Raw genomic sequence first — 15,375 nt, forward strand, 5'->3', positions numbered from 1 at the left:
CGCAGATATTCTCGTTTCCGCAAAGTTAAGAACAACATGCCAGCCGGAACTGCACCCCGCAGATCAGCGCAGACGGCCCTGCGAAGCATCAGGTGATTGATCGTTCCGGATTCAAACTGATCAACGACAATCGGAATCATCCGGTTCGACAACAATTTCTGCGGCAGTCTCCGGCAGCGTTGCGCCGGCATTGTCACACAGGAATTGACAGGTTCGCGTCACAACGATTAACCGGCGACCATCAATGCCCGATGAATATCCTCAATGATGTCGTCGGAGTACTCGATGCCACGGATAATCGAATCATTTCCGGTCGGATCCCGCAGGCCATCTGCTGTTGTTCATTTAGCTGAGAAGGTTTGGTGCTCGCCGGATGCATGGCCGAATTTTTGGCCTCACCAATATTGGCCAGGGAAGAAAACAACTTGATAGTTTCAATGAATTTTGATCCGGCACCAGGAACTCCATTAATTCCGTATACGACCATCGAGCCGTCCATTCCATTCAGACACTGTGTTTCAATTTTCAAACAGGCTCCTGGATAACTCATTTGATATCGACCGGTTCGTGGTCCGCGTGACGCACACGTGTCCGGCAGCACAACCAGCCCAATCGCCGCGAAACCGATTGTTTACCTCTCCGATGCAGCTAACGACGAACCTGCCGCGCGGATTTCAAGCGGCAGTTGTCAGAATCCAGTGATGTCGATACGGTTCCCTGCTTCAACTCAGACTCGAAAACAGCAGGTAGCGCACGTGCCGGAATCCCCTTCCAAACCACATTCCATGAAGGAACATGATGGTCAGCTGGGCGAACTGGCTTCCACAGCGATTTGCGGCAACGACATTACATCCTCCTGCCTGTACGTCTCAGCTCTGGCGATCGTTTACGCCGGTAAATTGGCCCCCATATCACTGCTGATGGTGGCGGCCGTGCTTTTTCTGTTCCGTAGAATCTATACCGAAGTGGTGGGCGCCCTGCCGCTGAACGGAGGAGCTTACAACGCGCTGCTGAACACGACCAGCAAACGAGCGGCTTCTGTAGCTGCATGTCTGACGGTGCTGTCTTATATGGCCACAGCAGTTATTTCGGCACTCGAGGGGATGCACTACGTGCAACACCTCTGGAGTGGTCTCAACGTGTCGTACGCAACCGTCGCGCTACTGGGATTTTTTATGGTTCTGACCATAGTCGGAATCACGGAATCCGCCGTTGTCGCAATCGCAATCTTTATAACACATATGATCACGTTAACATTGCTGGTACTGGTTGGAGTGATCTTTGTATTTGTCAGTGTCGGTGACCATGAGGCGCGCGGACTGACAATGGCCAAACAGAATTTCACAGAACCCCTGCCGCCGGCACCGGGCACGAATAACGAATTCGCTGATTTACGAAGTGACCAAGACTCCGAAGGATCCAGCTCCATCTGGCTGGCTCTGTTCTTCGGATTTTCTGTGTCGATGCTGGGGATTTCGGGATTCGAAAGTTCTTCCAATTTCGTGGAAGAACAGCAAACAGGTGTGTTTCCAAAAACTCTGCGAAACATGTGGTATGCCGTCAGTGTCTTTAATCCGCTGATGGCCCTGCTGGCTCTCTCTGTACTCAGTATGGTGGAGGTTGATCGTCACCAAACAGCACTGCTGGCGCACATGGGACAGGAAGTAGGCAGCGTCATTGGGGGTAACGGAAAATGGTTAAGCACCCTTGTGTCGATTGACGCCGCGTTGGTTCTTAGCGGAGCCGTACTGACAAGCTTCGTTGGAGTTACCGGCTTGGTCCATCGAATGACACTGGACCGCTGCCTGCCTCAATTTCTGCTAAAAACGAACTCGCGAGGGACGACGCATCGTATCATCATCGCATTCTTCCTGCTTTGTGCATCCGTACTGGTGATCACTCACCAGACCGTTCCGGACGGCACCGCAAAGGCGATTTCCTCAGCGGTTGAAAATCTGGATGTTCCGGAGGATGCATCAATCGAAGTCGTTCGTCGCCAGGTCAATCGGGAAGTCCTGTCACTGAAACCGGTGCAGCTTCCTGATTCCGCAAAAGACATTTTCAAAAGTCTTTCAAAGGAGGATCGGGCTCATCTTCCGCAAATGTCGGATGACGAAATAACCGAGAAACTGCACGTTGCAGGAGAGAACAGTCAAATCAAAAAATTGGCGGGTATCTACACTATCTCGTTTCTGTCAGTGATGGCGTTATTTGGACTGGGCAATGTTCTTCTGAAGCTACGCCGTGCCAATCTGCCTCGTCCTGCTCAGGCCGGCTGGATTTCAGTGCTGTTTGCTATCTCAGCGGTTGTCGCCGGACTAATCGGAAATGCTTTGATTGACAGCGCGTATGTCTGGACATTCCTGCAGTATTTTATTCCAACGATGCTGGTGATCGCCGTGATGCTCGGTCGAATCGCATTATTAAAAATGTCCCTGTCAGTAGTGAAGACCCTTACCGCCAGTATCGTCGGTCCGATGACTCGACTCACCAAAGCTGTTCGTGAAAAGATCGATGAAATTAACGCTCAGCAGATCGTGTTTTTCACGCGAGGAGACAACATCGCAAATCTGAACAACGCCATGCTGTATGTTCGTCAGAATGAACACACCAACCGACTGAAAATCGTAACCGTGAACGACGAAAACGTGCAGACACCGGCCGGTCTGGCGAAGGAACTGGAATTTCTCGATCAGGCTTATCCGGAAATCGATATCGATTTTGTGCAGATCGAAGGTCAGTTCGGTCCGGAGCTGATTCAGGAACTCTCTCACAGATGGAATATTCCGAAGAATCTCATGTTCATCGGCTCTCCTGGCGGTCGACTGCCCTATGACCTCGGCGAACTGGGTGGAGTACGTCTGATAATCTGACCCGAAACCCGTTCGGAAGGTACTTTCCAGCCACAAATGCCTTCATGTTCCTGCCCCCGAGTGTCAGTAAAGTTCAGCAGTGAAACGTCGCAGCTTTGAAAGATCTGCAGAATACGGTGGCGTATCGTTCCTCGGCAACCATGACTCCTCCGCAAACCCACCAGCATCGGTATTGAAATTTTACTGAAGTCCGGGACAATTCGCCGGGGATGCCGGTTCAGACCAAATAAACGTGATGGAGCCACGTGCATGATCCGAATCGAAGCCGGACGGACGTCGCAGTATTGTGACGGGAACTCACGTCGGAGTTTTCTTCAGGTCGGCATGGCCGGAATGAGTAGTCTTAGTCTCCCGTCATTGCTCCGCGCTCAGGAATCCTCAGGCGGTCCAAAGAAAGACACGTCTGTCATCCTGTTGTGGCTGGACGGTGGTCCGAGTCATCATGACACGTACGATCCCAAACCGGATGCGCCGCGGGAGTACGCAGGATTCTGGAACCCGATTTGCACGAATGTCCCGGACATCAACTTCTGCGAATTGCTGCCGCTGCACTCAAGGATCGCAGACAAATTTTCGATTGTGCGGTCTGTCCATCACGATAACGGTGACCACTTTTCGGGAGGCCACTGGATGCTGACCGGCCGTGGTGCCGGTGTGAGCGGATCGAAGACTCCGGGTAAGTATCCGTTTTTTGGCAGCGTAGCCACAAAAGTCACCGGATCACGCCGGCCCGGAATGCCGGCGAATGTGGCTGTCCCGCTGGCGATGAGTATTGGCAAGCGTCCGGGTTATTTTGGCGGCAACTATCTGGGAATTGAACACGATCCGTTTCAAACCGGCGGAGATCCCAATGCAGCGGGTTTCACGGTCCAGAATCTTAATCTCACCGACGGTCTCACTGTCAAACGACTGGAAGATCGTCGTTTTCTACAAACACACTTTGACCAGTTATTGCGCAGCTCGGAAAACAGCGGCACTCTGGCAGCCATGGATCGGTTTGACTCGCAGGCATTCGGACTGGTGGCCGGTTCAAAAGCACGTGCTGCCTTCGACATCAGTCAGGAACAGGATGCCGTGCGTGAGAGATACGGTCGTAACAACTGGGGCCAAAGCACCTTGCTGGCGCGACGACTCGTTGAAGCCGGATCCACATTCGTGACATGTCATTTCGGAGGCTGGGACAGCCACTGGAATCATCAGGGAACGATGGAGAGTTACCTGCCTAAAGTCGACATGGCGGTTCACGCCTTGTTTACAGACCTGGACGACAGAGGCCTGCTGGACCAGGTCCTTGTGGTGGTGATGGGCGAGTTCAGCCGTACACCACGCATAAACGACGGTGGAAACGGGGGACCACCACTGAGCAAGGGCACGCCCGGACGCGATCACTGGGGCAACGCAATTTCCGTACTGATGGGCGGTGGAGGAATCCGTGGTGGCCAGGTTGTCGGCTCGACTAATCGACTGGGCGAAGTTCCACAGGATAACCCGCTGCGTCCTGGCGACATCCACCACACCATCTTCAATGTCCTCGGTGTCGACCCCAACATTGCCTTCAATGATTCCTCAGGCCGACCCATCGCCGCAATCGACCACGGCAGTGTGATTCAGGAGTTGATCTGAACACAAAATCGGTGACGGTGTGAATTCGGTCTGCCTTCAAAAGAATCAGTCAGAACCATCGTGCGTCGCGGGATGCATGACAGACCATTAACGCTGTCCCCGCACACGTGGATAAATTGTTTGTTGAAGCTACGGCAGGGTTTGTCGGCTAACCGAAACACCACCGTCCAGAATTCTTCGAAGAAGGGCCGGCGCTCGTGGTGCGGTAATGGATTTCATCTCCGTCAGCTTTCTGTCAGAGTGTTCCTGGTCCGAACATTGGCCAATCGTTTGAGCGAATTCACACAGAAGATCCACCGTACAATGATCTACAGTGATCAACCTGATTAGCCTCGTATGCGTGCTTCGGCAGCGGCAATCTCCGCTTCACCGTCCAGCACGCTGATCTGCATGTGAAAATCCCGCACCTGGCCGGGATCTATTTTTTCGAGGTAGCCATTTTCGCGAGTCCATGCTCGTCCAAGGGGACTGCAGTTTCCCGGTTCGATTCCGGTCACAAACGTGCCTCTGGTAAAGTGCTGCCACTGTGTCAGGAGTGGCAACTCTTTGGCGGGAAAACGAAAGTCAATGCCAACACCGAGCGTGTCATTGACCAGAGCCGCCTCGACCATGCCCGAGTCATCAGGAACGGGACGGTGAACGTAGACCTCATCATGCGGCTGATCCTGCAGTTTCCCCACCTTTTCATAAGCCTGCGGTCCGACTTCCCGATCGTCGTTCCAGGCCGTCGACTTTTTGCTGCTGATCAGAAACCGACTGCCTGTATCCAGAACAGGGAAACCTGGATTCATGTGATACAGAATCATTAGTGGAGACGGGCCGGCCCCCAGGTTCTCCACCCGGTCACGGATCTGAATCGACCGCTGCCCGAGTACCGTTCGGATCCGGCGAGACATCAACAGATCGGTGCCAAAGACCACAGCTTCACGCATGGTGCCGCTGACCTCGATAACGTAGTCACCTTCGTCCCAGACACTCCGGGCACGCACCTGCTTTGCAGGAATATAGGACAGTCGACCGTGCAGCCCCAGCTCTTCATTCTCTACCTCTTTGTCGACTTCAGGATGCCCGACAAAAGTCATCCCGCAGGTGGTCAGCAATCCACCAAAGAACCCGCGCAGCCACCCAAAGCTCTGAGGCTCGTAAAAGGCCGGCCCGACATCGCCAGTATTGCTTCGGAACCCCAGCGACATCCCCTTGTAGCTGGCAGAGGCAATATCCAGAGCACGACCCGGTAAAACAGAAAAACAAAGCCCTGACGCGTTGAACACGTCAATCAGGCCGGCACCCCGCTCATTTCCCTCAACGAGTTCCGATCGACGTGCATACGCCAGCTGGCTCATATCGCCGGTCAGATCCTGCAACTGCTGACGTGTGTAGCTGCGATCGAAAAGACGAGGCATGATTGACTCCTGATGTCAAAGTGTCTTTGTTGAAGTAACGTTCTGACATTACCGAGGCGATAACAGAATTCTCTTTTCCGTACGACCCGGCACTCAGGTACTAATGAATGCCCCTGGATTTTTATTGATTCTACCCGGACTACGAAACTCCGTTGGTTGTCTAACCCGTTATCGCTCGACGAGAACTTTTATTTTGTCGTTTCTTGTTAAACAACCAGCACGTTTTACCCCTTCGTTCATCGACACATTAGCATTTTCGTATTTATGTAAAAACATTTTCAAATCCAACCCAACCGGACCCAAAAACAACAATCCCGCCAAACATTACACCTCAACAAAACGACGACAATTAACACGACCGACGTTTTATATAATGCCATTTGTTTCACTTCAGTTTCCATAATTAATCTTGGCGCGCCTTTACACACATCTGGCGAAATATTTCCATTTATTATTGCAGATATTGTGTTTATTCAATAACATCTGCCCCTGGATCCTCACCGTTTATTGGGTACTACTGAAAAAGATACCATGACCAATAAAGCTTCAGACATTGATAAGGCGGTCAAATTACTGGCGAACTTTTCTCAGGAAGATCTTAATCAGATCGCCAGTAAGGCTTCAGCCGAATTGAATCGAGAAACGAGCAACAACATCAAGAAGAAATTGGATGATGCGGTTTCTGCTATAGGTCAATTGGATTTTGATTCTTTGGTTGATGATGTACGTGTTGATATCACAGGAAACGTCCGAGCCATTTCAAGCTGGGCATCAATTAAAACAGCTAAAACGGCAACAGTATCTGTCAAACCAAATTTGACATCAGCAGAAATCAACAAACTGAATAAATTTATTAACAAGAACTGCATTGGCAAATCCAAGGCCATGACAAAAGATGCTTTGTTAAAGGCCAATGGGATCGATGGCTTGAGATCTAAAGACAGCTGGGATGGTGTTTTGGCTGGGTGTGATACAGATGGAAAAAAGGGGCGTGGTGCTGGATATTTCAGGAAAAAATGATGCGGTTTCGACTGTGGATAATTGAGACAGTCAAAGTGACGTTGTGTATAACTCATATACAAATGGTAAACATGGATCAAAACATAGATGTAGATATGTATATTTAATATACCAGCCGATAAATACTGCGGCTTAAACCCATAACAGCTGATCATCTTCCTTTGATTTGTGGCTGAGAACCTGGTGGCAACGCAACAGATGACATCCACTTGTAAGTGAACAGGTTCTGATGTTGGTTTCGTTCGATCAGCTCTGCAAGATCTACGCTAACAACGCCGTTTAAAGGTGTCGTTGAACTGAACCGCTTCGCGTCGCCTTCACTTCTTGAACACTCGGCTTACTGGTTTCCACGGACCATCAGGTAACTTTGCTATTTGGTCACTCTGTAGAATTTTGCCAGCCTTGATCGCCTTCAGCGCACGACCTTTGACCTTCCCGTATCGATAGAGCCAGTACTGGACAGTCTGCCTTGGCAGAGGTGGCGGAGTGTTAACAACAGGCGTGGTCACAGGGACAGGTATTGCGGGGGTTTCGCTTGGGAGTGGTGGATTCACGGGAGCAGTCTGTGAACCCAATAACTCATTCCTGTAGTAACGATGGTCTTCCGGCAGTCGTTTCGCGGTTCGATATACAGTTTCATGTACATCGTGGACACCACCCAAGTGAATGGAAACCAAGGGCCAATCATAAATAGAAAAGACACTGGCCTACCCGCTTCTCTGACGGCTCGCAGAAAATGGTCAATGCTGCGTTGCAGAGAAAGCAACAAAAAGCGGCGGTCACGGAGGAGGCGTAGTCGATGGCAACACTACTACCAGAAAATCTGGAATGGTAAACCGTACTATACGGCTGTCGTATAAGCTGGCGGAACAACCAGACAGAGTCTCGCTTGGAGCAATTGGTAAGAAACGCGCGGACAAGGTTTTTGCTGTCGTAGAGGAATATGAAACTCTTCACGCATTACTCGAAAATCCCAACAAAGATCTGCGGACTAAGACACTCAAACTCAAACAGGCTGAACCCAAAATCTACGGGTGACATGGTGGAGAAGGGTGTAATCGCAGAGGACGAGACAAAGCTAACGGTCACTCAGTTTTTCGACGAGTATATGAAGGACAAACTTGCCGAAGTCAAAGCACGCACCGTCGGAAATTACCGCAGCACTCAACAGAAATTCGAGGAGCACATCGGCGGTGACACAGAATTATGCGATGTAGCTGAAGATGATGTTCGTCAATTCATGAAATCTGTACGACATCACAAATCAAGTACGATCAAAAACTAATTCAAACGGTGCGGTCAGGCATTTGATTAGGCGAAACGGCAGAAGTATTTCACTGGCGAAAACCCCTTCCATATTCCAGAGGCAAATAAGTATTCCGTTAAGGAGGATCACATACACTCGAAAGGAAATCACGAGATTGTGAGTGAGGAATATCTTGACAATTTACTTTCCTGTCGAAAATCACTTCGTTCAGAGTTCGAAAATCTGGAGTGGAATATAGTTGTTAACCTGATCCGATTCACTGGATGTCACATTTCTGCGGTCACAATTCTCCGATGGTCAGACATAGACTTGGCGAACGAAGATCTGACAAAGCGTGGCAAAACAGTTGGCGTGATGTGCGGTACAGGCGACGAGCGGTGTGAAACAGTAATGCCGTTATGGCACGAGCTACGGCCTGTGCTTCTCCGACTTAAACAGTACCACGAGCAAACCGGATACGAGTCTGACGACGTCCCCAAAAACATTGGTAATCTGGAGAAGAAACCAGAATTCGATATCTGTCGAGCAGAGGACGGTGTGAAACTAAAACAGGGTCGGTTTGAGACAAACCTTCAAAAGACATACAAGGAAATTCTCAAGCGGAACGGTCTGAAAATTCCCGCAGGAGCACCATACAAGGCAATTCGCAAGTTCAGATGGAAGTGAGTTACGGAAGCTTCCTGAAGTAACCAATGACCTCCTCTGTGCGTGGATGGGACACAGCGAAGACACTGGCGACAAGTATTACTTTCAGACTGACCGCGAAGACCGCCCGAGGGCACTTCAGAATAGCCGTTCTGGGTCTCACAAAAATGGAGCAGGAGTGGAGCCAGAGATCCAATGGAGCACGTTTCCGCTCGAATCGCATCAGATCAAATTTCTGCTCGTCCCAAAATCCTGAAAAAATCAGGGGCTGATGGGATGTGGCAGGATTCGAGGTCATCCGTACCAGACAAAAAATACACCCGAGAGGATTCGAACCTCTAACCTTCGGTTCCGTAGACCGATGCTCTATCCAATTGAGCTACGGGTGCATGAGCATTCAACAGATCTTCTCTGATCACAACGTTCGGATCACCCGATCCTGATTCCACGTATTAATGGAATCAATAAACACCTGTTCGAACAAACCACCAGACCCGGAAGTATGCCAAGGACAGTCATTTCAGACAAGCCAGGGACCGATTTTCCTCCCCACGCAAAACAGCCTAGCTATCGCCGATAGCAACAGAGCGACTTGAGTCGACATTTTAAACTTCCCGAATCTGATGCCGTCCCGAAATTCTGCAGAAAACGGCGCCACGATATTCCTGCCGGCAAAGATCCGGCAGATCAGGAATGAGAATAGCATATGCCGGCTGCAATCGACTTCCTCTGTCCGCAACCATATCAGTGCAACATTCGAATTGATCCATCCTGCGTCAGTACATCGGCCCAACTGTTCGATCCTGCGTCAGCCTAACGGACCAACTGTTCGATCCTGCGTCAGACCGATGTGAAATTTTTAAATCCTGCATGGGAGACTGGCGTTGCAACGGACGCTCCGTGTCCGTTTTTTTTTATGAATCAAATCACCATGTTCCCTGAGACACTTCAAACATTTCTTGAACGCGTTTAACCAAAGACTATAGTGCTGGTTAAAGACTGTTGGAGCTTAATGGCTTTTGAATGTATCGCTCGAATGTGCGAACGATATAACTGGCTGCACTGGTCGTGATCGCCTTGCGGGTCACTGGGTTATCGTCTGCGACCAAATGTCCATCAAGACAAGGAATCCCAATGGCAAAGAAGTCGCGTTTTAATATGTCGGCTGAAGTGCGAACGCTGCTGAAAGCGGACAACAACATTACTGGCCCCCAGGTTTACGCAGCACTGTGTCGAAAGGCCCCTAATCAGACGATCAACAAAAACAGCTGTGGAGTTGCTTTTGCCAACGCCCGGAAAAAGATGGGTCTGACACGCAGGAGCAAAAAGAAGATCGGCACTGAAAGCAGATACGAACGGGGCGCAAAGTCAAGCATACTGTCAACTCAGACCATATCTCTGGCGGCCCTTCGCTGCGCACGTGAACTGCTCGCAAAAACCGACGGTGATGTTACAGTCGCTGCTGCGGTTCTCCACGAAGTTAAGGCACTGCAGAAGTGTTGTTAAACCAGATCTGAATCAACGCCACACTCTGCTCACCTGTGGATATTTTGGCCGGTTGTTCCCAGGGTGTGAATCGTCTGCAGACACTCCAAAGGTCCAGTCTGCTGCGACGTCAGGTGCCTGGTTGTTCAGGAGATCATTGTCCGTGAATCTCTGGTTCCAGTCCGGACCGGTCACAGCCATCGCAGATTTTGCCGATGCCCCGAATGCCGAATGAGTGGGCGCCCAGACGGATCAGATACGCTGACAAAATGAGGTGCGAGGGAATTTCGTACCTGTCCCGAAGTCGGGCTGGTTCGGGTGTCCGTGGATTCGCGGCAAGCCGCTGATCATTCCCTCACGTCAGGATGTCGTGAATCACATGCCCTTCGTCAACAAGCCTGATCGGACGTTTGAAATCGTCCACATATTCTTTGGTGTGATCAATACCGATCGCGTGGCACAGAGTTGCCAGAAAATCGGGCACACTCACCGGATCGGAATCGAGTTCCTGTCCGGTGTCATTCATGCTTCCCCAGGAACATCCGCCGCGGAACCCTCCACCGGCAACAGCAATACTGAATCCTTTGGTCCAGTGATCACGTCCCTGATTTGAGTTGATGGTGGGTGTTCGACCAAACTCACCTGCTGCAATCACGACCGTGCTGTCCAGCATCCCCCGGAGCTTGAGGTCACGGATCAGGCTGGACATGCCACGATCCAGAACCCGGATCAGCGGATCATGGATTTTGTAGTGATTTTCGTGAGTGTCATAGCCGATCGGATCGTCACCGGTCTGACGTACCTGGACAAAACGCACGCCTGCTTCGACCAGACGCCGGGCGAGCAGACATCCGTTTCCGAACGTCGTGCGACCGTAACCGTCACGTATTCCTGGAGGTTCACGCGTCAGATCGAAGGCACTGCGATGTCTGGACCTCATGAACCGCACGGCCTCCTCACGTCCGATACGAAAACGATCGGAAAAGGTACGAGACGCGTCTCCATTCTCCAATGCCTTGAGATATCGCAATCGTCGGGAAAATGTTTCCGGCGTGACTCCCGAAGGCAACCCCAGATTCTCCGGTGGTTGTTCCGGATCCCAGACAACGGTGGGCTGGTATGTCGGTCCGAAGTAGCCGGCGGGAAAACCGCCGGTGCCGATTGACACAAATGCCGGCAGATCGGCACCTGGTTGCGCCCCCAGTTCATGAGACACAATTGATCCAATGGAGGGAGCCTGAATCGCGCCCGTACCGCGCCAACCGGTCTGCATGTAGTACTGCGCCGGACTATGATCAAACTCGAGGCTGACCATAGACCGGATCACGGTTAACTCTGCCCCCTGAGATGCCAAAAGAGGCAGACTCCCGGCGATCTCCAGATCCGGTGATGACGTCGAGATCGGCCGGTATCGGTAACCCAGTTTTTGGTCCGATGATTTTTTGGGATCAAAAGTATCCGTCTGAAACGGCCCTCCTTCCAGCCAGAGAAGAATGACCGATTTACCGGAATCATGTCCACCGATCGTATCCCCGGCAAAAGCGCGGGACAGCGTCGGCCCGATGATTGTCCCCACGGCAGTGGACAGCGAGACATTTAACATCCCTCGACGTGTCCTCATCGTCAAGGGGGCACGGCCCAGTCTATGGGAGTCGTTCTGACACATCATGACTGAAAGTCCTCTTAATAGGTCCGGAATTCTGTGGTCTGCAGCAGAGTCCACAGCAAATCAGTCGCTGTTGTGACGGAGTCTGCCGCAACCGAATCAGACAACAGGTGCAGTTCATCCTGTCTCGGACGGCGCCCCAGAACCCCAAAATAGATAGCCTCAATCTGCTCTGACGGTGTGGACAGGGCAGCAATTCGATCGACTGTTGTCCCTCGCTCAATCGACGCCGCCACAACTTCACCGTTCATCGACATCAGAGCCTCAGACGTAGGACTCATTGGAATCCTAGCCCGGGCACGAAGCGTGGCCACACGTTTGCCAAATTCTGCATACTCCCGGCGCAGACCCTGCAAACGCATTTGTTCTACGCTCTTCACAGCTGACGGCTTCGACGGACGTGGCACCTTTGACTTGTCCGTCTGTTCTGATCGTGGATCCCAGGGAACGATTCCGTCTACGCGGTCGTGGTGTTCCTGTTCGAGCAGCGGAGTGATCTCGCTTGCAAGTAGGTAGACTCTTTCTTCTTCGCCAGTGGCTCTCACGACCGAATCGAGCCACTGGTCTCCATTCAGCAAACGTGGCGGCATGGCATGCCAGGTTTCGCCGACCTCTGTCGCCGAACCATGCTCCAGCTGAAAAAGACGGCTCAGTACAATGGTTCGCATCAGCCACTTCAGATCGTGACCATGGTCCGCAAACTCCCGTGCGAGTTCGTCAAGTAGTTCCTCGTGACGCGTACGGACGCGCGGCGAAAACCCGTCATATGAATCGACAAATCCGAGTCCGGTGAGCGACAGCCACATCCGGTTCACCGCCGCTCGAGCGAACAGACGATTATCCGCATTCACAGTCCAGCTGACAAACTGAACGCGTCGTGTTTCCTCCCGGGAATCAACGTCATTCATGGTTTCGCCGTTGAGCGGCTTGGGCATGATAACGTCTTCTGGCGACGAACCAGGGATTCGAACTTCTCCCTCGTCGGATTCCACATAGGCTCTAACGTCGCCCCATGCTCCGTCCACAGACGCATCACCACCCGGAAGTGTGCTGACACTTGACGGCGGTCGCGATTGCAGGGCAAAACGATCGTAGTACTCGTCTTTGGTGCTCGACGGCATCCGAATTTTTGCTCGGGCGAAGAACGCCGCCATTCCCCAGTACGTTTCATGAGTCCATTCGTCAACATACGGGTCATCGTGACACTGTGCACATGCAAGGTTGGTCCCAAGGAACATACGTGAAGCAGCCTCGGCAACCTCGTTTGGTTCCGTGTCAAAATACAAAGGAAAGTTCGCCCATCCATGCTGACTGACATCACCATCAGTGGCCAGCAGATCACGGGCAATGTGTGCCCAGCTGCGATTTTCCGCCATTGCCTGGCGACCATAGTAATACAGAGTCACCAGATTTGTGCTCTGACCTTTTACATCCCGAATCTGAGTAATCCAGTCACGAAACAGGAACGCCCAGTAATCCGCGTAACGACTGCGAGTCAGCAGTTGCTCAACTTTGACCTCCCGCTTATCAGCTGAATCATCTGCAAGAAAACAGGACACTTCGTCTGCGGCGGGCGCAATGCCGTTCAACACGAGGCTGGCACGACGAAGAAATGTCGCATCGTCGATCAGCTGCGATGGAGCCACACCGGTGCGTTCCCAGAATTCATCCAGATAAGCATCGACTCGTTCGGCCGCGTGATCTGTGCGTCCGGTCGGAAGTCCTTCATAAGGCTGCCGGGCCGGAGGAACCTCAGCCCGACCTCGCGGTCCGGCCGATGCACAGGGAGTCATCAACAAAAACGACAGTCCCAGAATCCAGGCTGTTTCAGGGAACGGATTCATGTCACGTCCTGTGGCTCTGTTCGGATGGCCATCGAAAGTTCGCTCGTTAACGCCATCCTAGGCAGGGAGAACTCGGCGAATCAACCGGAACATGAACTGAGGTCGGAAGCGGTGAATGAAATCAGAACTTTTACTACCCGGACAAACCTATTCTACCGTTTCCCTCCGGCAATCCGGACATTCGTCACACCCCGGGTCCGCATTCCGAACCAGTACGTCAGTCGGCGGAATCAAGAAGTTCGGTAGAACAGCCTGGTGTCCGGGGTACCTGATAGACTCCGTCCTCAACGACCGCCGGATATCGAAAATATTCCTGCAGATGCGGTATATATTCCAAGAACAGCCGCTGGTGGCCGAGTGCAATATGGTTGAAGAGCACCAGGTGCTGATGAATCTGCCCCATGTCACCAACATGGGGAATGACTTTGACAGGATATTGCGTCGCCATGATGGATACGGCCAGATATTCGCTGATTCCGGCCAGACGCGTACAGTCCGCCTGCACCACGCCCACCGCTTCCGCCTCCAGGAAATTCTTCCAAATCACACGGTTGGAAATCGTTTCCCCGACAGCAACGTGCATCGGAGCAATGGCCCTGGCAATTTTGCGGTGGGCAAGAACATCATCCGCCTGAGTGGGTTCCTCCACCCAGTACAAGTCATTCGCTGCCAATTCAGCACAAACATTCAGCGCGGCCGGCAGTGACCAGGCCTGATTGGCATCCACCATCAGCCGCACGTCATCACCGACAGTTCGCCGAACCAGATTCACGCGTCGAATGTCATCTGCAGGATTCTGAGAACCAACCTTCAGTTTCATGGCCGTAAACCCACAGTCCGCTGCGCGGCGAGCATTATCCCTGATTTGCTCGTCGCTGTAAGCGAACCAGCCAACCGATGTGTCGTAGCCTGGATAGCCGATCTGCAGAACACTTTCGCGATCGGGTCGAGTTGACTGACGATCACGCAGGATATTCGTCGCCTGTTCCGCCGTGAGCACCTCGTCCAGATAACTAAAATCGATCAGCCGAGTGATCTCCTCGGGAGACAGATCCAGAAGCAGTTGCCAGAGCGGTACATCACGGGATCGGGCCCACAGATCAAAGCAGGCATTGGTGATCGAGGCCAATGCCAGATGAATGACACCTTTGTGAGGGCCTAGCCAGCGAATCAGCTGATGTTCTGCGATGCTTCGCTGGACCACCCCGAATTCCGACATCAACTCTTCGATGTCGCGTCCCAGCAGCGGAGCTGCCAGCAATTCAATGGCATCACAAACAAGATTTGTTCCTCCCCCGAGAGTATACGCAAGACCTGTTCCGGTGAGCCCCGGTCGGTCACTGTTCAAACAGGTCACCGCGTAACCGTACTGCGGATTGGTATGCACCGCGTCGCTGCCGGCTCCGTCTTTGAGGTCGAAACGACGATCATCAGTCAGGATTTCGGTGATGCTGCTCACGAGAATCTTTCGCGTTCTGTCCGGCTGGTCATTGTTGGCCACATAACTGATGTCAGCACATCACAACCGAATAATATATATGTGTCATAC

General features: G+C 52.0%; 11 protein-coding genes and 1 tRNA gene. 6 read left to right on the forward strand and 6 right to left on the reverse strand.

The window, feature by feature from the left end; all coding sequences use genetic code 11:
• Positions 1–241: 241 nt before the first annotated feature.
• A complete protein-coding gene (locus tag MK110_04760; protein MCH2210588.1) occupies positions 242–529 on the reverse strand; it encodes a PLP-dependent transferase in 288 nt (95 codons plus the stop codon).
• A gap of 172 nt (positions 530–701) precedes the next feature.
• Between MK110_04760 and MK110_04765 the strand changes: the two genes are divergently transcribed.
• Entirely contained in the window at positions 702–2,873 is a 2,172-nt protein-coding gene (locus tag MK110_04765; GenBank protein MCH2210589.1) for an APC family permease, read from the forward strand.
• Between the two features lie 249 nt (positions 2,874–3,122).
• Positions 3,123–4,496: a DUF1501 domain-containing protein gene (locus tag MK110_04770; GenBank protein MCH2210590.1), complete on the forward strand. Its 1,374-nt coding sequence runs from the start codon at positions 3,123–3,125 to the stop codon at positions 4,494–4,496.
• 326 nt (positions 4,497–4,822) lie between these two features.
• Here MK110_04770 and MK110_04775 read toward each other — a convergent pair whose 3' ends face one another.
• Positions 4,823–5,899: an aldose 1-epimerase family protein gene (locus MK110_04775; GenBank protein ID MCH2210591.1), complete on the reverse strand. Its 1,077-nt coding sequence runs from the start codon at positions 5,897–5,899 to the stop codon at positions 4,823–4,825.
• Positions 5,900–6,430: 531 nt separating this feature from the next.
• Between MK110_04775 and MK110_04780 the strand changes: the two genes are divergently transcribed.
• From MK110_04780 to MK110_04790, 3 genes are all read left to right on the forward strand, one after another.
• Positions 6,431–6,919, forward strand: coding sequence for a hypothetical protein (locus MK110_04780; GenBank protein ID MCH2210592.1), 489 nt, complete (start codon positions 6,431–6,433; stop codon positions 6,917–6,919).
• An 828-nt stretch (positions 6,920–7,747) separates the two neighbouring features.
• Positions 7,748–7,957 carry a hypothetical protein gene (locus MK110_04785; GenBank protein ID MCH2210593.1) on the forward strand — a complete coding sequence of 70 codons (210 nt, stop codon included), beginning with the start codon at positions 7,748–7,750 and terminating at the stop codon, positions 7,955–7,957.
• Positions 7,958–7,961: 4 nt separating this feature from the next.
• Positions 7,962–8,204: a phage integrase SAM-like domain-containing protein gene (locus MK110_04790; GenBank protein MCH2210594.1), complete on the forward strand. Its 243-nt coding sequence runs from the start codon at positions 7,962–7,964 to the stop codon at positions 8,202–8,204.
• Between the two features lie 942 nt (positions 8,205–9,146).
• Here the strand turns inward: MK110_04790 and MK110_04795 are convergent.
• A tRNA-Arg gene (locus MK110_04795) sits at positions 9,147–9,220 on the reverse strand.
• Positions 9,221–9,965: 745 nt separating this feature from the next.
• Between MK110_04795 and MK110_04800 the strand changes: the two genes are divergently transcribed.
• Positions 9,966–10,337, forward strand: a complete 372-nt coding sequence (locus tag MK110_04800) for a hypothetical protein (GenBank protein ID MCH2210595.1) — start codon at positions 9,966–9,968, stop codon at positions 10,335–10,337.
• 334 nt (positions 10,338–10,671) lie between these two features.
• On the opposite strand, the gene MK110_04805 is transcribed toward MK110_04800, so the two are convergent.
• From MK110_04805 to MK110_04815, 3 genes are all read right to left on the reverse strand, one after another.
• Positions 10,672–11,937 (reverse strand): DUF1501 domain-containing protein, encoded by a 1,266-nt coding sequence (locus tag MK110_04805; GenBank protein MCH2210596.1) that lies wholly within the window; start codon positions 11,935–11,937, stop codon positions 10,672–10,674.
• A gap of 62 nt (positions 11,938–11,999) precedes the next feature.
• A complete protein-coding gene (locus MK110_04810) occupies positions 12,000–13,826 on the reverse strand; it encodes a DUF1553 domain-containing protein (protein ID MCH2210597.1) in 1,827 nt (608 codons plus the stop codon).
• 217 nt (positions 13,827–14,043) lie between these two features.
• Complete coding sequence (locus tag MK110_04815; GenBank protein ID MCH2210598.1) at positions 14,044–15,285, reverse strand: fuconate dehydratase; 1,242 nt, start codon at positions 15,283–15,285, stop codon at positions 14,044–14,046.
• Between the last annotated feature and the right edge of the window lie 90 nt (positions 15,286–15,375).

Source organism: Fuerstiella sp. (genome assembly GCA_022447225.1).
Lineage (GTDB): Bacteria > Planctomycetota > Planctomycetia > Planctomycetales > Planctomycetaceae > S139-18.